Source organism: Erwinia sp. HDF1-3R, assembly GCF_039621855.1.
GTDB lineage: Bacteria > Pseudomonadota > Gammaproteobacteria > Enterobacterales > Enterobacteriaceae > Erwinia.
This window is the reverse complement of record NZ_CP155071.1, coordinates 3796653-3817884: the sequence shown is the minus strand read 5'-3', so window position 1 is coordinate 3817884 and position 21232 is coordinate 3796653. Positions and strand designations below refer to the sequence as shown.

At 56.6% G+C, this 21232-nt stretch carries 17 protein-coding genes and 4 tRNA genes; 16 read left to right on the top strand and 5 right to left on the bottom strand.

Annotated features, from left to right (window positions below; translation table 11 throughout):
* Window positions 1-68: 68 nt before the first annotated feature.
* The 5 genes from AAGR22_RS17370 to mltB all read left to right on the top strand — a co-directional run bounded on the left by AAGR22_RS17370 (window position 69) and on the right by mltB (window position 8192).
* Entirely contained in the window at window positions 69-3827 is a 3759-nt protein-coding gene (locus AAGR22_RS17370) for a nitrate reductase subunit alpha (protein WP_345828726.1), read from the top strand.
* The gene (gene narH / locus AAGR22_RS17365) at window positions 3824-5443 is read left to right on the top strand and encodes a nitrate reductase subunit beta (RefSeq protein WP_345828725.1); all 1620 of its coding nucleotides are present in this window, start codon (window positions 3824-3826) and stop codon (window positions 5441-5443) included. Before AAGR22_RS17370 ends, narH begins: the two co-directional genes overlap by 4 nt.
* Window positions 5440-6177: a nitrate reductase molybdenum cofactor assembly chaperone gene (narJ, locus tag AAGR22_RS17360; RefSeq protein ID WP_345828724.1), complete on the top strand. Its 738-nt coding sequence runs from the start codon at window positions 5440-5442 to the stop codon at window positions 6175-6177. Before narH ends, narJ begins: the two co-directional genes overlap by 4 nt.
* Window positions 6165-6842, top strand: coding sequence for a respiratory nitrate reductase subunit gamma (gene narI / locus AAGR22_RS17355; protein WP_067707797.1), 678 nt, complete (start codon window positions 6165-6167; stop codon window positions 6840-6842). Before narJ ends, narI begins: the two co-directional genes overlap by 13 nt.
* A 282-nt stretch (window positions 6843-7124) precedes the next feature.
* A complete protein-coding gene (gene mltB / locus AAGR22_RS17350; protein WP_067707801.1) occupies window positions 7125-8192 on the top strand; it encodes a lytic murein transglycosylase B in 1068 nt (355 codons plus the stop codon).
* Window positions 8193-8195: 3 nt separating this feature from the next.
* On the opposite strand, the gene AAGR22_RS17345 is transcribed toward mltB, so the two are convergent.
* The 5 genes from AAGR22_RS17345 to AAGR22_RS17325 are packed head-to-tail and all read right to left on the bottom strand — an operon-like array spanning window position 8196 to window position 12501.
* Window positions 8196-8972 carry an ATP-binding cassette domain-containing protein gene (locus AAGR22_RS17345; RefSeq protein WP_345828723.1) on the bottom strand — a complete coding sequence of 259 codons (777 nt, stop codon included), beginning with the start codon at window positions 8970-8972 and terminating at the stop codon, window positions 8196-8198.
* A complete protein-coding gene (locus AAGR22_RS17340) occupies window positions 8969-9655 on the bottom strand; it encodes an ABC transporter permease subunit (RefSeq protein WP_345828722.1) in 687 nt (228 codons plus the stop codon). The genes AAGR22_RS17345 and AAGR22_RS17340 overlap by 4 nt, the downstream gene beginning before the upstream one ends.
* 8 nt (window positions 9656-9663) lie before the next feature.
* Window positions 9664-10383: an ABC transporter permease subunit gene (locus AAGR22_RS17335; RefSeq protein ID WP_067707809.1), complete on the bottom strand. Its 720-nt coding sequence runs from the start codon at window positions 10381-10383 to the stop codon at window positions 9664-9666.
* 50 nt (window positions 10384-10433) lie between these two features.
* Entirely contained in the window at window positions 10434-11285 is an 852-nt protein-coding gene (locus AAGR22_RS17330; RefSeq protein ID WP_067707812.1) for a transporter substrate-binding domain-containing protein, read from the bottom strand.
* A gap of 25 nt (window positions 11286-11310) precedes the next feature.
* The gene (locus AAGR22_RS17325; RefSeq protein ID WP_345828721.1) at window positions 11311-12501 is read right to left on the bottom strand and encodes a M20 family metallopeptidase; all 1191 of its coding nucleotides are present in this window, start codon (window positions 12499-12501) and stop codon (window positions 11311-11313) included.
* A gap of 280 nt (window positions 12502-12781) precedes the next feature.
* On the opposite strand from AAGR22_RS17325, the gene tam reads away from it, so the two are divergent.
* The 11 genes from tam (at window position 12782) to yqaB (ending at window position 21164) form a co-directional block, all read left to right on the top strand.
* Window positions 12782-13555: a trans-aconitate 2-methyltransferase gene (gene tam, locus AAGR22_RS17320; protein WP_345828720.1), complete on the top strand. Its 774-nt coding sequence runs from the start codon at window positions 12782-12784 to the stop codon at window positions 13553-13555.
* A gap of 139 nt (window positions 13556-13694) precedes the next feature.
* On the top strand, window positions 13695-14189 hold the full coding sequence (pncC, locus tag AAGR22_RS17315; protein WP_067707822.1) for a nicotinamide-nucleotide amidase: 495 nt from the start codon (window positions 13695-13697) through the stop codon (window positions 14187-14189).
* 97 nt (window positions 14190-14286) lie between these two features.
* A complete protein-coding gene (gene recA, locus AAGR22_RS17310) occupies window positions 14287-15345 on the top strand; it encodes a recombinase RecA (protein ID WP_345828719.1) in 1059 nt (352 codons plus the stop codon).
* A 232-nt stretch (window positions 15346-15577) separates the two neighbouring features.
* Window positions 15578-16093, top strand: coding sequence for a regulatory protein RecX (locus AAGR22_RS17305; RefSeq protein ID WP_067707828.1), 516 nt, complete (start codon window positions 15578-15580; stop codon window positions 16091-16093).
* A gap of 139 nt (window positions 16094-16232) precedes the next feature.
* Window positions 16233-18860 (top strand): alanine--tRNA ligase, encoded by a 2628-nt coding sequence (alaS, locus tag AAGR22_RS17300; RefSeq protein WP_345828718.1) that lies wholly within the window; start codon window positions 16233-16235, stop codon window positions 18858-18860.
* 248 nt (window positions 18861-19108) lie between these two features.
* Window positions 19109-19294 carry a carbon storage regulator CsrA gene (csrA, locus tag AAGR22_RS17295; protein ID WP_004155916.1) on the top strand — a complete coding sequence of 62 codons (186 nt, stop codon included), beginning with the start codon at window positions 19109-19111 and terminating at the stop codon, window positions 19292-19294.
* 337 nt (window positions 19295-19631) lie between these two features.
* Window positions 19632-19724: transfer RNA gene (locus tag AAGR22_RS17290), tRNA-Ser, on the top strand.
* 3 nt (window positions 19725-19727) lie between these two features.
* Window positions 19728-19804: transfer RNA gene (locus AAGR22_RS17285), tRNA-Arg, on the top strand.
* Between the two features lie 157 nt (window positions 19805-19961).
* Window positions 19962-20038 (top strand) — tRNA-Arg (locus AAGR22_RS17280).
* A 94-nt stretch (window positions 20039-20132) separates the two neighbouring features.
* Window positions 20133-20209, top strand: a tRNA-Arg gene (locus tag AAGR22_RS17275).
* A gap of 379 nt (window positions 20210-20588) precedes the next feature.
* Entirely contained in the window at window positions 20589-21164 is a 576-nt protein-coding gene (yqaB, locus tag AAGR22_RS17270) for a fructose-1-phosphate/6-phosphogluconate phosphatase (protein ID WP_067707834.1), read from the top strand.
* Window positions 21165-21232 lie beyond the last annotated feature (68 nt).

Here is a 21232-nt window from a genome sequence, read left to right as displayed (position 1 = left end):
TATGCGCTGTTTACGCAATGTCGTTTTGTGAAGCCTGTGATAACACCAGGCCTTCAGGAGAATACCGGATGAGCAAATTTCTGGACAGATTCCGCTACTTTAGACGGGCGGAACCGTTTTCTGGTAACCATGGCCAGACACTCGATGCCAATCGCGACTGGGAAGCGGGTTACCGCAGCCGCTGGCAGCATGACAAGGTGGTTCGCTCCACTCACGGGGTCAACTGCACCGGATCGTGCAGCTGGAAAATTTTTGTCAAAAATGGTCTGGTGACCTGGGAAACGCAGCAGACTGACTACCCGCGCACCCGGCCAGACTTACCTAACCATGAGCCGCGCGGCTGCCCGCGCGGCGCCAGCTACTCCTGGTATCTTTACAGCGCCAATCGCCTGAAGTATCCGCTGATGCGCAAAGCGCTGATTGCGCTATGGCGTGAAGCAAAAGCCCGGCACAGCGATCCGGTACTGGCCTGGGGCAGCATTGTCAGCGACCCTGAGAAAGCCCGAAGCTATAAAGCCGCGCGCGGGCGCGGCGGCTTTGTGCGTTCAGGCTGGCAGGAGGTGAATGAGCTGATCGCGGCGTCAAACGTCTATACGGCAAAAACTTTCGGGCCGGATCGCATTATGGGTTTTTCACCCATCCCGGCGATGTCGATGGTTTCCTATGCGGCCGGTTCGCGCTACCTCTCGCTGATTGGCGGCGTCTGCTTAAGCTTCTACGACTGGTATTGCGACCTGCCGCCCGCCTCGCCGATGACCTGGGGCGAACAGACCGATGTGCCGGAGTCGGCCGACTGGTACAACGCATCCTATATCATTGCCTGGGGCTCTAACGTGCCGCAAACCCGTACGCCCGATGCGCACTTTTTCACGGAAGTGCGCTACAAAGGCACGAAAACGGTGGCGGTGACGCCGGACTATGCCGAAGTCGCCAAGCTGTGCGATCAGTGGCTCAATCCGAAGCAGGGCACGGACAGCGCGATGGCGCTGGCGATGGGCCATGTCATGCTGAAAGAGTTCCACCTTGACCGTGAGGTAAGCTATTTCCGCGACTACGTCCGCCGCTATACCGATATGCCGATGCTGGTTCTGCTGGAGCCGCGCGAGGGTGGGCACTATGCGGCGGGGCGCCAGCTGCGCGCCAGCGACCTGGTGGATGGTCTGGGCCAGCAGAATAATCCCGAGTGGAAAACCATTGCTATCAATCAGCAGGATGGTGAGCTGGTGGTGCCTCAGGGTTCGATTGGTTTCCGCTGGGGTGAAAAGGGTAAATGGAACCTGGAGCCGCGAGAAGGGACCTGCCAGCAGGAGGTGGAACTCCAGCTCAGCCTGCTGGGCAGCCATGATGAGGTGGTGGAGGTCGGTTTCCCCTATTTCGGCGGCATCGTCAGCGAAAACTTCAACAGCGTGGCGCTGGAAACCATCCAGCTGCACAGGCTGCCGGTCAGGCGTATACGGCTGGCGGACGGCAGTGACGCGCGGGTAGCCAGCGTTTACGATCTGACCCTGGCGAACTACGGTCTGGATCGCGGTCTGGACGATGATAACTGCGCCCGCGACTACGATGACCTTAAGGCCTACACCCCGGCCTGGGCCGAGCAGGTGACCGGCGTGTCGCGGCAGAATATTATTCGCATCGCTCGCGAATTTGCCGACAATGCCGAAAAAACCCGTGGCCGCTCAATGGTAATCGTCGGGGCCGGAATGAACCACTGGTATCACATGGACATGAACTACCGTGGGCTGATCAATATGCTGATTTTCTGCGGCTGCGTGGGCCAGAGCGGCGGCGGCTGGGCGCACTATGTCGGTCAGGAAAAGCTGCGGCCGCAAACCGGCTGGACGCCGCTGGCCTTTGCGCTGGACTGGCAGCGCCCACCGCGCCATATGAACAGCACCTCGTTCTTTTATAACCACGCCAGCCAGTGGCGCTATGAGACGCTTTCTCCCGACGAACTCCTGTCGCCGCTGGCGGATAAATCCCGCTACAGCGGTAGCCTGATTGACTTCAACGTCCGTTCAGAGCGCATGGGCTGGCTACCATCCGCACCGCAGCTTAACGTTAACCCGCTGCATATTGCCGCCAGAGCAAAGGCGGCAGGACAGACGGCGGTGGACTACACCGTTGAGAGCCTGAAGCAGGGCAGCCTGCGCTTCGCCGCCGAGCAGCCGGATAATCCGCAGAACTTCCCGCGCAACCTGTTTGTCTGGCGTTCCAACCTGCTTGGCTCATCCGGCAAGGGGCATGAATACATGCTGAAATACCTGCTGGGCACCGAACATGGCATTCAGGGTAAGGATCTGGGTAAGCAGGGTGGGGTGAAGCCGGAAGAGGTCGAGTGGCAGGATACCGGCGGTGAAGGCAAGCTGGATCTGGTGGTGACGCTGGATTTCCGCATGTCCAGCACCTGCCTCTACTCCGATATCGTATTGCCCACCGCCACCTGGTATGAAAAAGACGATATGAACACCTCGGATATGCATCCGTTTATTCATCCACTTTCGGCGGCCGTTGACCCGGCGTGGGAATCGAAAAGCGACTGGGAGATCTATAAAGGTATCGCTAAGGCGTTCTCGGAAATCTGCGTCGGCCACCTGGGGCAGGAGACCGATATTGTTACGCTGCCGGTCCAGCACGATTCAGCGGCGGAGCTGGCGCAGCCGCTGGGCGTTAAAGAGTGGAAAAAGGGCGAATGTGATCTGATCCCCGGAAAGACCGCCCCGCATATTATTGCGGTCGAGCGCGACTATCCGGCGACGTACGCACGCTTTACCGCGCTCGGTCCGCTGCTGGACAAGCTGGGTAACGGTGGAAAGGGCATCAGCTGGAATACGCAGACGGAGGTCGACTTCCTTAAACAGCTCAACCACGTCAAAGCCGATGGCCCGGCGGCGGGCAGGCCGAATATCGACACTGCGATTGATGCCGCTGAAGTGATCCTCTCTCTGGCGCCGGAAACTAACGGCCAGGTGGCGGTGAAAGCCTGGCAGGCGCTCAGCAACATCACCGGACGCGATCATACGCATCTGGCGCTCAATAAAGAGGATGAGAAGATCCGCTTTCGCGATCTTCAGGCTCAGCCGCGCAAGATTATCTCCAGTCCGACCTGGTCAGGACTGGAGGATGAGCACGTCTCCTACAGCGCCTGTTATACCAACGTGCACGAGCTGATCCCCTGGCGCACCCTGAGCGGTCGCCAGCAGCTGTATCAGGATCACGAGTGGATGCGCGCCTTCGGCGAAAGCCTGCTGGTCTATCGCCCGCCCATTGATACCCGAGCGGCCGCGCCGCTGCTGAATAAGAAGCCAAACGGCAATCCTGAGCGGGCGCTTAACTTCCTGACGCCGCATCAGAAGTGGGGGATCCACTCTACCTACAGCGATAACCTGCTGATGCTGACCCTGTCGCGCGGCGGGCCGATTGTCTGGATCAGCGAAGAGGATGCGCAGGCATTGGGTATTGTCGACAACGACTGGATCGAAGCCTTTAACGCGAACGGCGCGCTGACCGCCCGGGCCGTGGTCAGTCAGCGTATACCGGCCGGAATGACCATGATGTACCACGCGCAGGAACGCATCGTAAATATTCCCGGATCCGAGATAACCCACCAGCGCGGCGGCATCCACAATTCGGTGACCCGCGCCTGTCCGAAACCGACCCATATGATCGGCGGTTACGCCCAGCAGTCCTACGGGTTCAACTATTACGGCACCGTGGGATCCAACCGCGATGAGTTTGTGGTGGTCAGAAAAATGAACAACGTGAACTGGCTGGACGGTGAGGGCAACGATCAATGTCAGGGCAGCCAGCAGGAGAAAAAAGCATGAAAATTCGCTCACAGGTCGGCATGGTGCTGAATCTGGACAAATGTATCGGCTGTCACACCTGCTCGGTCACCTGCAAAAACGTCTGGACCAGCCGGGAAGGGATGGAATACGCCTGGTTCAACAACGTTGAGAGCAAGCCGGGCCTGGGTTATCCCCACGCCTGGGAAGATCAGCAGAAGTGGAAGGGTGGCTGGATCCGCAAGATCGGCGGCAGGCTTGAGCCGCGTATGGGCAGCCGTGTCGGGGTGCTGGCAAAAATCTTTGCTAACCCCGATCTGCCCGGACTGGATGATTATTACGAACCCTTTGACTACGACTACCAGACGCTGCATAACGCCCCGGCGGGCAAACACCAGCCGATTGCGCGCCCGCGTTCGCTGATCACCGGGCAGCGAATGAAAAAAATTGAAAACGGGCCGAACTGGGAGGAGATCCTCGGGGGTGAGTTTTCCAAACGCTCGGCCGATAAAAACTTCGACAACATGGAGAAAGCGATTTACGGCCAGTTTGAGCACACCTTTATGATGTATCTGCCGCGCCTGTGCGAGCACTGCCTCAATCCCGCCTGCGTGGCAACCTGCCCGAGCGGGGCGATTTACAAGCGCGCAGAGGATGGCATCGTGCTTATCGATCAGGACAAATGCCGCGGCTGGCGTATGTGCCTGACCGGCTGCCCTTATAAAAAGATCTATTTCAACTGGAAGAGCGGCAAGTCGGAAAAGTGTATTTTCTGCTATCCCCGTATTGAAGCGGGACAGCCGACGGTCTGCTCCGAAACCTGCGTGGGGCGTATTCGCTATCTCGGCGTCCTGCTGTATGACGCCGATCGGATAGAGGAGGCGGCGTCGGTGGAGAACGACAAGGATCTCTATCAGCGCCAGCTGGATATCTTCCTCGATCCCAACGATCCCGAGGTCATCGCCGCCGCGTTAGAAGAGGGTATTCCGCAGAGCGTGATTGACGCCGCCCAGCGTTCGCCGGTGTATAAAATGGCGATGGAGTGGAAGCTGGCGCTGCCGCTGCATCCTGAATACCGCACGCTGCCGATGGTGTGGTACGTACCGCCGCTGTCGCCAATTCAGTCGGCAGCGGATGCCGGGGAGCTGGCGCACACGGGCGTGCTGCCGGATGTCGAAAGCCTGCGTATTCCCGTGCAGTATCTGGCTAATCTGCTCACGGCGGGCGATACCGCGCCGGTGCTGCTGGCGCTGAAGCGGCTGCTGGCAATGCGCCACTATAAACGTGCAGAAACGGTAGAGGGCACGCTGGATACCCGCGCGCTGGAGCAGGTGGGACTCACCCGGGCGCAGGCGGAGGAGATGTATCGCTACCTGGCGATTGCAAATTATGAAGATCGCTTTGTGGTGCCCTCCAGCCACCGGGAACTGGCGCGCGATGCGTTCGCAGAAAGTAAAGGCTGCGGCTTCAGCTTTGGCGACGGCTGCCACGGCAGCGAAGGGAAATTCAACCTGTTTAACACCCGCCGCATTGACGCCATCGACGTGACTCGCAGGAGCATGCCGCAGGGGGATGCCACCCGCGCCACTTCTGTTAACGCGGTAAGTGAGAATGCCACCTATGCCGCCAGACACACCCCCGGGGAGGATAGCCTGTGATACTGCTACGCATCATCTCACGCCTGCTGGATTATCCCGACCAGTCGCTATTTGACCACCAGCATAGCCTGGCTAAGGCACTCGATACGGCTTGCGACCTGACGCTTCCCGATGCTGCCGGGCTGGTGGCGTTTATCCACGACCTCTGCGCGCGCCCGCTGCTGGATGTGCAGGCTGACTACTGCGCGCTGTTTGACCGCGGCCGCGCGACGTCTCTGCTGCTGTTTGAGCACGTCCACGGAGAATCGCGTGACCGCGGACAGGCGATGGTCGATCTGCTGGCGCAGTACCGTGAGGACGGGCTGGAGCCTGATGCTAAAGAGCTGCCGGACTTCCTGCCGCTTTACCTGGAGTATCTGAGTCATGGTGATGCGCTTCGGGCGCGAAGTGGGCTACAGGACATCGCACCGATTCTGGCGCTGCTGGCGGCGCGACTGCAACAGCGCGAAAGCGGCTATGCGCGGCTGTTTGAGGCCCTGCTGATGCTATCCGAGAGCGATCTTGATGCCCGTTCGCTGCTGCCGGAGGTGATAAAAGAGGCCCGCGACGATACCCCCGCCGCGCTGGACGCCGTCTGGGAGGAGGAGCAGGTGAAATTCCTCGGGGAACGGGGCTGCGCATCGGCCCAGCAGGCCAGGCATCAGCAGCGCTTCGCTGGGGCGGTGGTACCAAAGTATCTGGAGGTGGCGCAGGCCACGGCGCGATCAACGGGAGGCCCATCGTGCAATTCTTAACGCATTTCTTCTTTGATATTTATCCCTGGCTGGCAGGAACGGTATTTCTGCTGGGCAGCTGGCTGCGCTACGACTACGGGCAGTACAGCTGGCGGGCAGGCTCCAGCCAGATGCTGGATAAAAAGGGCATGCGCCTGGCCTCAAACCTGTTCCATATTGGGATTATCGGCATCCTGCTGGGGCATTTTGTTGGCCTGCTTACGCCGCACTGGGTATACCAGGCATTTTTGCCGGTAGACGCTAAGCAAAAGCTGGCGATGGTGGCCGGCGGCGTCTGCGGTTTGCTGACGCTGGCAGGCGGCGCGCTGCTGCTTAAACGCCGACTGTTTAATCCCCGCATACGGGCTACCAGCAGCGTTGGTGATATTTTGATCCTGACGCTGCTGGTGGTGCAGGCGGCTCTGGGGCTGCTGACTATTCCCTTCTCCGCCCAGCATATGGACGGTAGCGAAATGATGAAGCTGGCGGCATGGGCGCAGGCGGTGGTGAGCTTTCACGGCGGCGCGTCGCAGCATTTACAGGGCGTGGCACCGATTTTCCGGCTGCATATGGTGCTGGGAATGACGCTGTTCCTGCTGTTTCCCTTCTGCCGTCTGGTGCACATCTGGAGCGCGCCGGTGGAATATCTCACCCGTCGCTACCAGCTGGTACGTAATCGTCGCTAAACGTCATGGCCACGTCGTGTAATGCCGGAAGCTGTCATCGTTAAGACGCGGCGTCCGCATTATCTTCACACCCAGGCTGCCCCCAGGGCAGCCTGCTATTCTACTGCCAGGGAAATGTGGGTTATCACGTAGCATCAGCACTCGCCCTGGAAACAGGGTTAACGTGCAACAGCGGGGGATAAATAACCTCACTATTATTTTCGCGTCCCATTTCATCATTAGGGCCAATGAACTAACCTGTTCACAACTCTTTTTCGCATCGACTCTGGACAGGGATATTTCATGCGTTATCTGCTTTCACTGCTGCCTGCACTGGTTTTACTCTCCGCCTGTAGTAGCCATAAACAGCCACAGGCCGTCGAGCCGCAGGGCAATCCCTTCGGCGGGGGATTCCGGCTGGACGCCAGCCACGACTATCATCCTCTGAGGGGCGATTTTGCCAATAACCCCGCCGCCGAACGCTTTGTGGATAAAATGGTGCGTGAGCATGGCTTTCAGCGTCAGCAGCTGCATGACGTGCTGGCGCAGGCGAAAAACCTCGACTGGGTGGTGCGGCTGATGGATCGTCAGGCCCCGATCTCTCAGGGACCGACCGGTCCGAATGGCGCATGGATCCGCTATCGCGCCAAATTTATAACACCGTCAAATGTGCAAAACGGCGTGGCCTTCTGGAATCAGTATCAGGATGCGCTACAGCGTGCGTATAAGGTGTATGGCGTGCCGCCGGAGATCATCGTTGGCATTATCGGCGTGGAAACGCGCTGGGGCCGCGTAATGGGTAAAACCCGAATTATTGATGCGCTCTCCACGCTGGCCTTTAACTATCCCCGCCGTGCAGACTTTTTCAGCGCCGAGCTGGAAACCTTTCTGCTGATGGCGAGGGAAGAGAATGACGATCCGCTGGATCTTCGTGGCTCCTACGCGGGTGCAATGGGCTACGGTCAGTTTATGCCCTCATCCTTCAAAAGCTACGCGGTAGATTTTAATGGCGACGGGCATATAAACCTGTGGGATCCGGTCGATGCGATTGGCAGCGTGGCGCACTATTTTAGCGAGCACGGCTGGCAGAAAAACGGCACGGTAGCCGTGCCGGCAACAGGTCCCTCCACCACCTGGGAAACCGGCTTTAAAACCCGCTACTCGGTGGCATCGCTTGCCGCTGGCGGCTTCCAGCCGCAGATCAAACTGGACGGCAATCAGCAGGTCAGCCTGCTGCGGTTTGATATGGGTAGCAGCTATCAGTACTGGTATGGGCTGCCAAACTTTTATGCCATTACCCGTTATAACCACAGCAACCACTACGCCATGGCGGTGTGGCAGCTGGGGCTGGCGGTGCGCGATGCCCGCTAACGGTTAATAATTGCGCTGAAAATGGCTGCTGACAAAGGCGCGACAGCGATCCGACAGCGGATCGCTGAAAACCTGTTCCGGCGGTCCTTCCTCTTCGATGACGCCCTGATGAAGAAAGATCGCCTTATTTGACACCTCTCTGGCAAAGCCCATCTCATGGGTGACGATAATCATGGTGCGTCCCTCATCGGCCAGGCTACGAATCACCTTCAGCACGTCTCCCACCCTTTCAGGGTCCAGCGCCGAGGTGGGCTCATCAAACAGGATGGCCTTAGGGTGCTGGGCCAGCGCACGGGCAATGGCGATACGCTGCTGCTGACCGCCGGAAAGATGGGCGGGCCAGGCATCCTTTTTGGCATACAGGCCAACTTTTTCCAGCAGCGCTTCCGCTTCTTCAATACACTCCCGGCGACTGCGCTTTTGCACATGCAACGGCGCTTCGATAATGTTCTGCAACACGGTACGGTGCGGCCAGAGATTGAAACTCTGAAAGACAAAGCCCAGCTGCTGGCGAATCCTTTTCACCGCTGCCTGCTGGGCGCGCGTCAGCGTACCCCCCGTTCCCGTCAGGGTGATTTTTTCGTCTGCCAGCTGGATCTCCCCGCCCTGGGGAACCTCAAGAAAGGGAATGCAGCGCAACAGGGTGCTTTTACCCGATCCGCTGGCACCGATCAGTGAAATGACATCGCCATCATTGGCGGTCAGGCTGACATCATGCAGCACCTCATGCTGGCCAAAACTCTTCTTTATATTACGCAGCGTCAGGGTGGGGCGCGTCATGCTCGTACTCCGAACTTATCGGGTGAAAGAAATTTCTCAAAAAGCGTCATCGCTTTGGTGACGATTAACGATATTGCCAGGTAAATCACCGCCGCGCTGATAAAAACCTCCAGTGCGCGGTAGGTCGAAGAGACTTCCGCATTGGCGATGCCGGTCACGTCCATCAGGCTGATGGTACTGACCAGCGAGGTTGATTTCGCCATAGAGATGACCTCGTTGCTGTAGGCGGGCAGGGCCTGACGCACGGCGATCGGCAGAGTGATGCGTCTGAGGATAGTAAAGGAGGACATGCCGCAAACGCGAGCGGCCTCAATTGCGCCCGACGGGACGGCACGAATGCCGCCGCGCAGGATCTCAGCGGTGTAGGCCGCATCGTTGAGGATCAGCGCCAGCAGGCCACACCACCAGGGATCGCGCAGAAAAGGCCAGAGGACGCTGTGGCGGATCGCGCTGATATTGCCCAGGCCGTAATAGATCATAAAAATCTGGATCAGCAGCGGCGTGCCGCGAAACAGGAAGATGTAGCTTTTGGCCACGTAGCTGCCTGTACGGCTGGTTCGCAGCAGATTAAGAAGCAGCGCCAGCACGCCGCCGCCCAAAAGCGACAGCACCGCCAGGTTGAGCGTGAGCGGCAGGCCGGCTAACAGCTTTACAAAGGTCTCTTGTATAAAAGTAAAATCCATAGCGCGCCTTAAAGCGGGTGAGAGTTCTGACCGCGCTGTGACCATTTTTCCGCCTGGCGAATGACCGCCTCAGAAACGGTGGTGATCAGCAGATAGATAACGGCACCAACGGCTAAGAAGAAGAAGGGCATCTGGGTTGAACCTGAGGCAACCTGCACCTGATTCATGGTTTCTACCAGGCCGGTGACCGAAACCAGTGCTGATTCCTTGATAGCCGACTGCCACTGGTTCCCTAACCCCGGAATGGCGCTGCTTAACGCCTGCGGGACAATAATCCTGCGGAACATTAATCCTTTACCCATACCGACCACCGTCGCCGCTTCCAGCGTCCCTTTCGGGATGGTGTAATACGCGCCGCGGAAAACCTCTGCCTGCCCGGCCCCGGAAATCAGCCCAATAGCCAGCGCGCCGGCGATAAAGCCGCTGATATCGAAAGGGCCCTGCATGCCCAGCGCCTGGCCGAAAAATGCCAGCGCCTGACGGCCGCCAAAGTAGAAGATATAGATAACGATCAAATCAGGTATACCGCGTAGCACCACGGTATAGCCCCCGGCCAGACGCTGGAGCCAGCGGTTGCCGGCAATTTTGGCCCAGGCGACCAGGCTGCCAATCACCGAGCCGAGCAGAAAGGCGCAGAGCGAAACGGACACCGTCACGCCTGCGGCTTTCAGCAGCACAGGTCCCCAACCTTCAGGGCCAAAACCCAGAAGCTGCCAGTCAATACCCATCAGAAACTCCGGTCAGGATTGTGGTGCCAGCTCGATACCAACCCATCCGATCAGGCTTTTGGCGCCAGGTCGATACCAAACCACTTGATAATCAGCGCCTTCATCGTGCCGTCTTTTACCATTGAATCAATGGCTGCGTTCATCTTCGCCTGGAGCGCGGTATCCTCTTTGCGCAGGCCAATTGCGGATCCTTCACCCAATATGCCGTTCTGGAAGGTATAGCCGGTTAAGAGCCCGTTACCGCCGCTGCGTTTCACATAGGCGGTAAGGTTTGGCACCGCGGCCATCACCATATCTACGCGACCCGCATCCAGGTCGAAGAAGGTATCCTTGCCGTTAGGATAGGTACGGATGGTGGCGATATCGCCAAAGTATTTCTTCAGAAAGTCGGCCTGGATAGTGGCAACCTGAACGCCGACGGTCTTGCCTTTCAGCACTTTGGCGAGGCTGTCGATAGCGGGCTGCGTAGCGGCGGCATCACTGAGGGACACTTTAACGCCGCTGCCCGGCAGGCTGGTGACGCTGCCATCTTTGGTGGTGACAAACCCGGAACCACCGTTGATGTAGGGATGGGTAAAGTTGATGGTTTCCTGACGCTTCGGGGTGATGGAGATGGCATCAAAAATCGCGTCGTACTTCTTGTCCAGCAGGCCGGCAATCATGCCACTCCAGTTCTGCGGCACAATTTTGTAGTCGAAGCCCGCGCGCTTAGCGATCTCTTTGATCATATCCGGCTCAAAGCCGACGATCTCACCGCTGGGGGTGGTCTGGTTATAGGGCGGGAAGCCGCCTTCGGTGGCGAAGGTTATTGAGGAAGGATCTTTCGCCTGTAACGGCGGCAGGATCAGCAGGCCAAGTGCGGCGATAGCACCGCTCAGGAAACGTTTACGTGTCGGATTCATTGACTACCCCGGTTAAAAATAATAATTAAGAAAGAATATCAAGCGCCAGGCGGGTCAGAGCGATTGCCCCTAAGCTAATGCAGCTTTCGTCCGGCTGGTAATCGGAATTGTGCAGATGGTCATGGCGACCGGGTTGCGCCGATCCAAAATGGATCTGGCAGGCAGGGATAAGCTCAGAGAAATAAGAGAAATCCTCGGCACCAAAGCTGCTGCCCTGCTGCACCTCAGGTTTTCTGCTGAACTGACGGGTAAGACTCTCTATCGCCCGATCGACCAGGCGATCGTCGTTAATCAACGGCGGGACGCCGCGCTGATAATCAATCTCCACCTGCACGTTGAAGGAGATCGCGGCACCTTCGCAGATACGACGGAACGACGCTTCAATGCGATCGCGCGAGGCGGCAGAGCGCGCCCGTACGGTTCCTCTGAACAGGCAGGCATCCGGGATAATATTATGGATGGCGCCGCCCTCAATATGACCAACGGTCAGCACGGCGGAGTGGGCGGGATCCATCTCGCGGGAAATAATGGTCTGTAGCTGGGTGATCAGCCATGCCGTCGCCACAATCGGATCAACGGTGGCGTGCGGTCGTGCCGCATGGCCCGATACCCCGATAACGCGCACGTCAAATTCGTCGCAGGAGGCGGTACTGGCTCCGCGCGTGAGCAGGATATTTCCCGCCGCCAGTTCGGGTCGGTTATGAAAGGTAATGGCCAGATCCTGACCTTCCGCCGCGCCATCGGCAATCATCGCCGCTGCACCGCTTTCGGTCGTCTCTTCGGCAGGCTGGAAGATCAGCCGCAGGGAACCTTTCAGCTCAGGTTGCAGCGCTTTTACCGCTGCGGCGACGCCCAGCAGGGTGGTGGTATGCAAATCGTGGCCGCAGGCATGCATTTTTCCAGGCCAGACGCTGGCGAAGGGCAGGCCGGTTTTCTCTTCTATCGGCAGCGCGTCCATATCGGCGCGCAACAGCAGGTTGGGACCGGCTTTTTCACCCCTGATATCGAGCACCACGCCCGTTTTACCGATACCGCGCACGGGCTTATAGCCCAGCCTTTCCAGCTCCTTAATGACCACCCCGGCGGTGCGATGGGTATCAAAACCCAGCTCAGGATGAGCGTGGATGTCCCGGCGGAGGGTCACCAGATGTGGCTCTAACTCTTTGACCACGGCGGCAATTTGCTGGTCAATATCCTCTGCTGCGGACGCGTTCATTACTACCCCTGTGTTTAATACCCATTGCCCGCCGCTTGCGGACGGAAATAATCAGAAAACAGCCGCTCTTTTACCGACGGCTAATTGTTACAAGTACTCGATAATGTCCAAATGATCGGCAGGAAACAAGCGGCGTCAGGTAAAACAGATCCACTTGTGTGCCGACGGGACGCTGGGCAGAGATTTCTCCCAAAACGCCAGCCCAGGGCAGATGAATACTTTGCCGTTGTCCGCAGGCATTCTAAAGTTATCAGATCGAAATACCGTTGATGAGGTTGATATGAACGACTGGAATCCCGATCTCTATCGTCAATTTGAAGCTGAACGTACCCGCCCGGCGAAGGAGTTGCTTGCCCGCATCGTCCACAATAACGTGCAGCAGGTGACCGATCTTGGCTGTGGTCCCGGCAACAGTACCGAACTGCTTTATCGTGCCTGGCCCACTGCCAATATCACCGGGCTGGACAGTTCGCAGGCCATGCTCGAGCAGGCCCGTCAGCGACTGCCGGAGTGTCAGTTTATTCAGGCCGATATTCAGCACTGGCGGGCCAGTCCGCTTCAGGATGTGATCTATGCGAATGCATCCTTACAGTGGCTGAGCGACCATCAACGGCTGCTGCCGCATCTGATTTCACAGCTGGCAGAGCGCGGCGTGCTGGCGGTACAGATGCCGGATAATCTCGACCAGCCGACACACAGCCTGATGCGCAAAGTGGCGGAGTCGCCCGACTGGCGGGGAAAAATTGGCGATGAAGCCGCCCGACGCAAGCGAATACTGCCTGTCGACGCCTGTTACGATCTGCTTAGCGCCGCCGGATGTCATGTGGATATCTGGCATACGACCTATTATCACATCATGCCTTCGCACGCGGCGATAATCGACTGGCTTCAGGCCACCGGCCTGCGGCCCTTCCTCGCGCCTCTGACGGAAGACGATCGTCGCGTCTTTCTCACGCAGTATCACCGTGAGCTGGAAGGGGCCTACGGGATACGCGAAGGGGGAAATATCCTGATGCCTTTCCCACGCCTGTTTATGGTGGCGCAGAAAGGGTAGGGGGATGCTTTACTGATTGTTGAGCATGCCACGGCGCCAGCAATGGAAAGCGTCTCGCAACCCGGGAATGGGCTGCGCGCCGGGGCGGTAAAAAGTGATAATGTGTCTCTCTTCACGGGTGAACGCACAGGGAGTAAAAATGAACGATAATGAATTACACCAGTTGAGCGCGGACATTGGTCAGCGGCTGCTTAGCCAGCGGGCGACGCTCACCACGGCTGAGTCCTGCACGGGCGGCTGGATAGCAAAGGTCCTCACCGATATTGCCGGCAGTTCACAGTGGTTTGAGCGGGGGTTCGTCACCTACAGTAATGACGCCAAGCAGGAGCTGGTGGGGGTGACGGCAGCCTCACTGTCGCGCTTTGGTGCCGTGAGTGAAGAGGTTGTACGGGAGATGGCCGAGGGAGCGCGTGATAAAGCCCATGCTCAGTACGCTATTTCCGTCAGCGGCATTGCCGGGCCGGACGGTGGCACTGGGGAAAAACCCGTCGGTACCGTATGGTTCGGTTTCGCGGCGGCGGGCAAAAAGACCGAGGCGAAACGGCAGGTTTTTTCCGGTGACCGCGAGGCCGTTCGCCGTCAGGCCACGGCCTGGGCGCTGCTCCGGCTACGTGAACAGTTTCTGGAAAAATAAACTTGATACTGTATGACTATACAGTATAATTGATTCCATATTGAAGATGATGCAAAGCCACATAAGTGTGCTTTACCCCGCGTGATTAGGAGTTGAAATGGCTATTGATGAAAACAAGCAAAAAGCACTGGCAGCAGCGCTGGGCCAGATTGAAAAGCAATTTGGTAAAGGCTCGATCATGCGCCTGGGTGAAGACCGCACTATGGATGTGGAAACCATCTCCACCGGCTCCCTGTCGCTGGACATCGCCCTGGGTGCAGGTGGTCTGCCGATGGGCCGTATCGTAGAAATCTATGGCCCGGAATCCTCAGGTAAAACGACGCTGACCCTACAGGTGATTGCCTCGGCCCAGCGTAAAGGTAAAACCTGCGCATTTATCGACGCCGAGCATGCTCTGGATCCCGTCTATGCGAAGAAGCTGGGCGTAGACATTGATAATCTGCTGTGCTCTCAGCCCGATACCGGTGAGCAGGCGCTGGAAATCTGTGACGCCCTGGCGCGCTCAGGTGCGGTAGATGTGATCATCGTTGACTCCGTGGCGGCGCTGACGCCGAAAGCGGAGATCGAAGGTGAAATTGGTGACTCTCATATGGGCCTTGCGGCACGTATGATGAGCCAGGCAATGCGTAAGCTGGCGGGTAACCTGAAAAACTCCAGTACGCTGCTGATCTTTATCAACCAGATCCGTATGAAAATCGGTGTTATGTTCGGTAACCCGGAAACGACTACCGGCGGTAACGCACTGAAGTTCTACGCTTCTGTTCGCCTGGATATCCGCCGTATCGGTGCCATCAAGGAAGGCGATGAGGTAGTGGGCAGTGAAACGCGGGTGAAAGTGGTGAAGAACAAAATCGCCGCCCCCTTTAAGCAGGCCGAATTCCAGATTATGTATGGCGAAGGTATTAATATCTTCGGTGAACTGGTGGATCTGGGCGTGAAGCATAAGCTGATCGAAAAAGCCGGCGCCTGGTATAGCTACAACGGTGATAAAATCGGTCAGGGTAAAGCCAATGCGGGCAACTTCCTGAAAGAGAACCCGGCGACAGCTAACGAGATCGACGCTAAGCTGCGCGCAATGCTGCTGAATAATCCAGATAGCAAGCCGGATTTCGTCCCGAGCGAAGCTGAAACTGACGAAGCCAGCGAAGCCAATTAAATGGCCTGATAGCCTGCCTGAGTGAAACGCGTGACTGTTTTCACTCAGGTGTTGGGTTAGCAAGCAAAAAAAAAGAGCGGTATTAAAGCCGCTCTTTTTTTATATCCGTCGCGCCAGCCTGCACCTCGCTTTTCCGCATTCGCAAATATTCTTTTACGCCTTTGTCTCTTTGACCGTTCCTCGCTACCCTTTACCTGAACCCACTCTAAAACTGACTTTTTTATGGAGAATGATGTCTGACGCCAGCGAACGTACCCAGTTTTCACGCCTGTTAGATCGGGCGATGCGCATTCTGGCAATGCGTGACCACAGCGAGGCCGAGTTTCGCCGTAAGCTCACGCTTTCAGCGGAGCGTGCCGCCCTGTTCGCTAAAACAAAGTCACAGGAGCCCGAAACCCTCTCGCCGGAGATGACAGATAAGGTGGTCGCCTGGTGTTTTGAAAACCGCTACCTGGACGATGCTCACTTCGCCGAACGCTTTGTTGCCAGCCGCAGTCGTAAAGGCTACGGCCCGCAACGTATCCGCATGGAACTGGGGCAGAAGGGCGTTGAAAAATCACTGACGGACCAGGCGCTGGCAGAGGCGGATATTGACTGGACAGGCCAGGCCTATGCCGCAGCCGAGCGCAAGTTTGGCCTGCCGCTGCCAACGGAATGGAAGGAAAAAGCGAAGGTCCAGCGCTATCTGATGACAAAAGGCTTCCTTTCTGACGATATTCGCGCGATTTTCTCAAATTATGACCAATGACCGTCAATGGGATTTTACTTCCCAGCGCAGAAATTTTATCTTATTCACCACTTTATGATCGTGCATTGTCGGTATCAGGACTTTCCTGTCGGCAGAGTAAAATCCACGAAACGTTTGTTAGCGTGATTTCAGGACAATTATGAGCAAGAGCACTGCAGAGATTCGCCAGGCGTTTCTCGATTTCTTTCATGGCAAGGGACACCAGGTTGTAGCCAGTAGCTCCCTCGTCCCGAACAATGACCCGACATTACTGTTTACCAATGCCGGTATGAACCAGTTCAAAGATGTTTTCCTCGGTGGGGACAAACGCAGCTATTCGCGCGCCACCACCTCGCAGCGCTGCGTTCGCGCTGGCGGCAAGCATAACGATCTGGAAAACGTCGGTTATACCGCGCGCCACCACACCTTCTTCGAAATGTTGGGCAACTTCAGCTTCGGCGACTACTTCAAGCATGATGCTATTAGCTATGCCTGGGAGTTGTTGACCGGCGCGGAGTGGTTCAATCTGCCAAAAGAAAAGCTCTGGGTGACCATTTACGAAACCGATGACGAGGCTTTTGATATCTGGGCCAACGATGTGGGCGTACCGCGTGAGCGAATTATCCGCATTGGCGACAACAAAGGCAGCGCCTACGCGTCGGACAACTTCTGGCAGATGGGCGATACTGGCCCATGCGGCCCCTGCACCGAAATTTTCTTTGATCACGGCGACCATATTTGGGGTGGCCCTCCGGGCAGCCCGGAAGAGGATGGCGATCGCTATATTGAGATCTGGAACATCGTCTTTATGCAGTTTAACCGTCAGTCGGACGGAACCATGCTGCCGCTGCCGAAACCCTCTGTCGATACCGGCATGGGGCTGGAACGTATTACCGCCGTACTGCAGCACGTCAACTCTAACTACGAGATCGACCTGTTCCAGAAGCTGATCAAGGCTGTCGCTGACGTAACCGGGGCTACCGATCTTAGCAATAAATCACTGCGCGTGATTGCCGACCATATTCGCTCCTGCGCCTTCCTGGTAACCGATGGCGTCGTCCCGTCAAACGAGAACCGTGGCTACGTTCTTCGCCGCATCATTCGTCGTGCCATCCGTCACGGCAATATGCTGGGCGCACAGGGCAGTTTCTTCTGGAAGCTGGTGGCACCGCTGATTGAGGTGATGGGCCCGGCGGCTCACGATCTGGCCGGGCAGCAGGCGCATGTTGAGCAGATTCTGCGTACTGAAGAAGAGCAGTTTGCGAAAACCCTTGAGCGTGGTCTGGCGCTGCTGGATGAGGAGCTGGATAAGCTTACTGGCGATACGCTTGATGGTGAGACCGTTTTCCGCCTGTATGACACTTTTGGCTTCCCGGTGGACCTCACGGCGGATGTGTGCCGTGAGCGTAACCTGAAAATTGATGAAGCCGGCTTTGAGCAGGCGATGGAGCAGCAGCGCCAGCGCGCCCGTGATGCCAGCGGTTTCGGCACCGATTACAACAATGTGATCCGCATTGATGAAGCTTCTTCTTTCAAGGGCTACGACCAGCTTGAACTGAACGCGACCATCACCGCTATCTTCGTGGACGGCAAGCCCGCCAGCGAGATTTCAGCCGGTCAGGAAGGGGTGATTGTCCTGGATGAGACGCCTTTTTATGGCGAATCGGGCGGTCAGGTTGGCGACACGGGCGAACTGAAGAGCAGTGCGGCCCGCTTTACCGTGACGGATACGCAGAAGTACGGCCAGGCGATTGGTCATATCGGCAGGCTTGAATCCGGCCATCTGCGCATCGGCGAACGGCTGGAAGCAGACGTCAACCCGGCGCGGCGCGCCCGCATCCGTCTGAACCACTCTGCGACGCACTTGCTGCATGCCGCGCTGCGCCAGGTATTAGGCCACCACGTTGCGCAGAAAGGCTCGCTGGTGAACGATAAGTACCTGCGCTTCGACTTCTCTCATACCGAAGCCATGAAGCCGCAGGAGATCCGTCAGGTCGAAGAGATCGTCAATGCGCAAATCCGTCGTAATCTGGCGGTTGAAACCAACATCATGGAGCTGGAAGCCGCGAAGGCGCACGGTGCGATGGCGCTGTTCGGCGAAAAATATGATGATCACGTGCGCGTGCTGACAATGGGTGATTTCTCTACTGAGCTCTGTGGTGGTACGCATGCCAGCCGTACGGGCGACATTGGTCTGTTCCGTATCCTTGCGGAATCCGGAACGGCAGCGGGCGTACGCCGCATCGAAGCCGTGACGGGTGAGCGCGCCCTGACGCAGATGTATGCGCAAAGTGAGCAGCTACAGGATATTGCACAGCTGATTAAAGCGAACAGCAGTAACCTGAATGAGAAAGTTCGCGCCATGATCGAAAACGTGCGTGGACTGGAAAGAGAGCTTCAGCAGCTGAAGGATCAGCAGGCAGCACAGGAAAGCGCTTCACTGAGCAGTCAGGCGATTGAAGTAAAAGGCACCCGGCTGCTGGTCAGCGAGTTGAAAAACGTTGACCCGAAAATGTTGCGTACGATGGTCGATGACCTGAAAAACCAGCTGAAGTCTGCCGTCATCGTGCTGGCAACGGTCGCTGATGGTAAGGTGTCTCTAATCGCTGGGGTGACCAAAGATCTTACTGACCGCGTTAAAGCGGGCGAACTGGTGGGTGAACTGGCCCAACAGGTCGGCGGAAAGGGCGGCGGGCGTCCGGACATGGCCCAGGCGGGCGGGACGGATGCTCAGGCGCTACCAGCCGCGCTGGCTGGCGTCGAGTCATGGATTGCAACAAAACTGTAAGTCTAATAAAAATGCATCTCAGAAGGCGCTGTAGGGGGATTCCCTCAGCGTTTTTCTGATTGGGTGCGGGCCAAAACACATAAAGTCAGGTTGACGGTGCCTATTTCGGCTAAACTAAGTATCAGCATAATGTATGGGTGTGGTGGTGCAGTTGTAATGTATTTGTCATAGTCTACATTTAGCGTTATACGATGGATAATGCCGGGCGACACTTGACCCGACTCTTTTAATCTTTCAAGGAGCAAAGAATGCTTATTCTAACTCGTCGAGTTGGTGAAACCCTCATGATCGGTGATGAGGTGACTGTAACGGTGCTGGGTGTCAAAGGGAACCAGGTTCGCATCGGTGTGAACGCCCCTAAAGAAGTATCGGTTCATCGCGAAGAAATCTATCAGCGTATTCAGGCCGAAAAAACTCAGCAAACGAGTTACTAACGGATCCAGCGCCTCGCTGCCTATAGCGAGGCGCTACCGGTTTGCTGTTTTTCCCTCCCGTTCACCCTCTTTGATCTCTTATTCCCCTCTGTAGTCGCCTTCGCAGCCTGCTTTTGATTGTTGGCCTGCGTCACTTTCGTTGTTGACCCGCCTCAGTTTCATTGTTGATAAATCACTCTTTTTGTCGTCAAAACACCCCAATCGCCTGCGAAATGTGCAATTAAACACGTAAGGGGAAAAATTGTTTGACTTATAAGTCCGCCAAAGTAATATGTGCGCCACGCAGTGCCGATGAGCAGAAACAACGTTCTGAAGCACAACTCGCAAGAGTGCGTATGGTGAGGTGGCCGAGAGGCTGAAGGCGCTCCCCTGCTAAGGGAGTATGCGGTCAAAAGCTGCATCCGGGGTTCGAATCCCCGCCTCACCGCCATTTGCATCCGTAGCTCAGCTGGATAGAGTACTCGGCTACGAACCGAGCGGTCGGAGGTTCGAATCCTCCCGGATGCACCATTACTGATTAAGGTGATGGCAGAAAATGTGTTGGGCGATACGGTGTTAGCAGCCTGTATCAACGGTGAGAGTATTACACCGGGTTTGAAGGTGAGCTGTCAGCACCCTGTTTTAAAGGTGAGTCGTTAGCACCCTGCGTTATACCAGAATTTGCAATGCATCCGTAGCTCAGCTGGATAGAGTACTCGGCTACGAACCGAGCGGTCGGAGGTTCGAATCCTCCCGGATGCACCATTCTAAAACGTCGCAAGACAGTGTAGAAATGGGTTATCAGCTTCTTCAGTATCTCCTCAGGTTTGTCGCGTTATCTCCCCCTTGTTTTTCCGATGCATCCGTAGCTCAGCTGGATAGAGTACTCGGCTACGAACCGAGCGGTCGGAGGTTCGAATCCTCCCGGATGCACCATTTTACCTTTGTCTGTACGTCATCGACCCTGTTCTACAGCGGTTCAAAATAGCCCGCATTCGCGAGCGTCGCATGACCTTTTCATTATCAAAAATAGCTTTAGTCAGGTCTCTCCCTGCGGTTAAGGTGACATCTGTATCCTGCCCCGGTTATACCCTATTGTTCACCCTGTTAGCCCCCTCAAATTTGACTCAATTACCCTTTAGCTAATGCTATGCCGCTGTTTTACCAGCCGTTTGCCTCTGAGCTTATTCTCACGCCATTATCTGATAATAAGAATCCCTAAGTATTTCAAGGCATTTGCTGAACCATGCCATCAGCGACAAAGTCCCTGCTTTGCGCTAAAGTAATCGTTCGCAGATTAAGGGTGTTACAGACAATGTATGATCGTTATGAAGGTCTGATATTCGATATGGATGGCACCATTCTGGATACCGAGGCGACGCATCGAAAAGCCTGGCAGTCGGTTCTTGCCCGACACGGCTTACCGTTCGACGAGCAGGCTCTGGTAGGACTCAATGGCGCACCTTCCTGGCGTATTGCCGAAGCGATTATTGCCAGCCATCATAGCGATGTCGATCCGCATTTGCTGGCAGGTGAAAAAACGACGGCATTAAAAGAGATGCTGTTTGATACCGTGCGTCCGCTGCCACTGATTGATGTGGTGAAAGCCTATAAAGGGCGTCGCCCGATGGCGGTGGGAACGGGAAGCGAGCATGCAATGGCGGAGGCTCTGCTTCAGCACGTTGGACTGCGGCACTACTTTGATATCATCGTGGGTGCTGACGACGTGACGCGACACAAGCCTGAGCCGGATACCTTTATTCGCTGTGCCGAGCTGATGAACGTGGTTCCCACGCGCTGCGTGGTTTTTGAGGATGCTGATTTTGGCATTCAGGCCGCAAAAGCGGCAGGCATGGACGTCGTAGATGTTCGCAACATACAGGGCAAATAGTGGCAGTGGTTCGCGAATCTTCGGCGCTGCGGTTAACATTATGCTAAACAATAATAAATTTTCTCCGA

What these genes read in the sequence shown, in the direction of transcription:
- AAGR22_RS17370 (WP_345828726.1), top strand. Translation starts at nt 69, where the DNA reads ATGAGCAAATTTCTGGACAGATTCCGCTACTTTAGACGGGCGGAACCG.
- narH (WP_345828725.1), top strand. Translation starts at nt 3,824, where the DNA reads ATGAAAATTCGCTCACAGGTCGGCATGGTGCTGAATCTGGACAAATGT.
- mltB (WP_067707801.1), top strand. Translation starts at nt 7,125, where the DNA reads ATGCGTTATCTGCTTTCACTGCTGCCTGCACTGGTTTTACTCTCCGCC.
- AAGR22_RS17345 (WP_345828723.1), bottom strand. Translation starts at nt 8,972, where the DNA reads ATGACGCGCCCCACCCTGACGCTGCGTAATATAAAGAAGAGTTTTGGC.
- AAGR22_RS17340 (WP_345828722.1), bottom strand. Translation starts at nt 9,655, where the DNA reads ATGGATTTTACTTTTATACAAGAGACCTTTGTAAAGCTGTTAGCCGGC.
- AAGR22_RS17335 (WP_067707809.1), bottom strand. Translation starts at nt 10,383, where the DNA reads ATGGGTATTGACTGGCAGCTTCTGGGTTTTGGCCCTGAAGGTTGGGGA.
- AAGR22_RS17330 (WP_067707812.1), bottom strand. Translation starts at nt 11,285, where the DNA reads ATGAATCCGACACGTAAACGTTTCCTGAGCGGTGCTATCGCCGCACTT.
- AAGR22_RS17325 (WP_345828721.1), bottom strand. Translation starts at nt 12,501, where the DNA reads ATGAACGCGTCCGCAGCAGAGGATATTGACCAGCAAATTGCCGCCGTG.
- tam (WP_345828720.1), top strand. Translation starts at nt 12,782, where the DNA reads ATGAACGACTGGAATCCCGATCTCTATCGTCAATTTGAAGCTGAACGT.
- pncC (WP_067707822.1), top strand. Translation starts at nt 13,695, where the DNA reads ATGAACGATAATGAATTACACCAGTTGAGCGCGGACATTGGTCAGCGG.
- recA (WP_345828719.1), top strand. Translation starts at nt 14,287, where the DNA reads ATGGCTATTGATGAAAACAAGCAAAAAGCACTGGCAGCAGCGCTGGGC.
- AAGR22_RS17305 (WP_067707828.1), top strand. Translation starts at nt 15,578, where the DNA reads ATGTCTGACGCCAGCGAACGTACCCAGTTTTCACGCCTGTTAGATCGG.
- alaS (WP_345828718.1), top strand. Translation starts at nt 16,233, where the DNA reads ATGAGCAAGAGCACTGCAGAGATTCGCCAGGCGTTTCTCGATTTCTTT.
- csrA (WP_004155916.1), top strand. Translation starts at nt 19,109, where the DNA reads ATGCTTATTCTAACTCGTCGAGTTGGTGAAACCCTCATGATCGGTGAT.
- yqaB (WP_067707834.1), top strand. Translation starts at nt 20,589, where the DNA reads ATGTATGATCGTTATGAAGGTCTGATATTCGATATGGATGGCACCATT.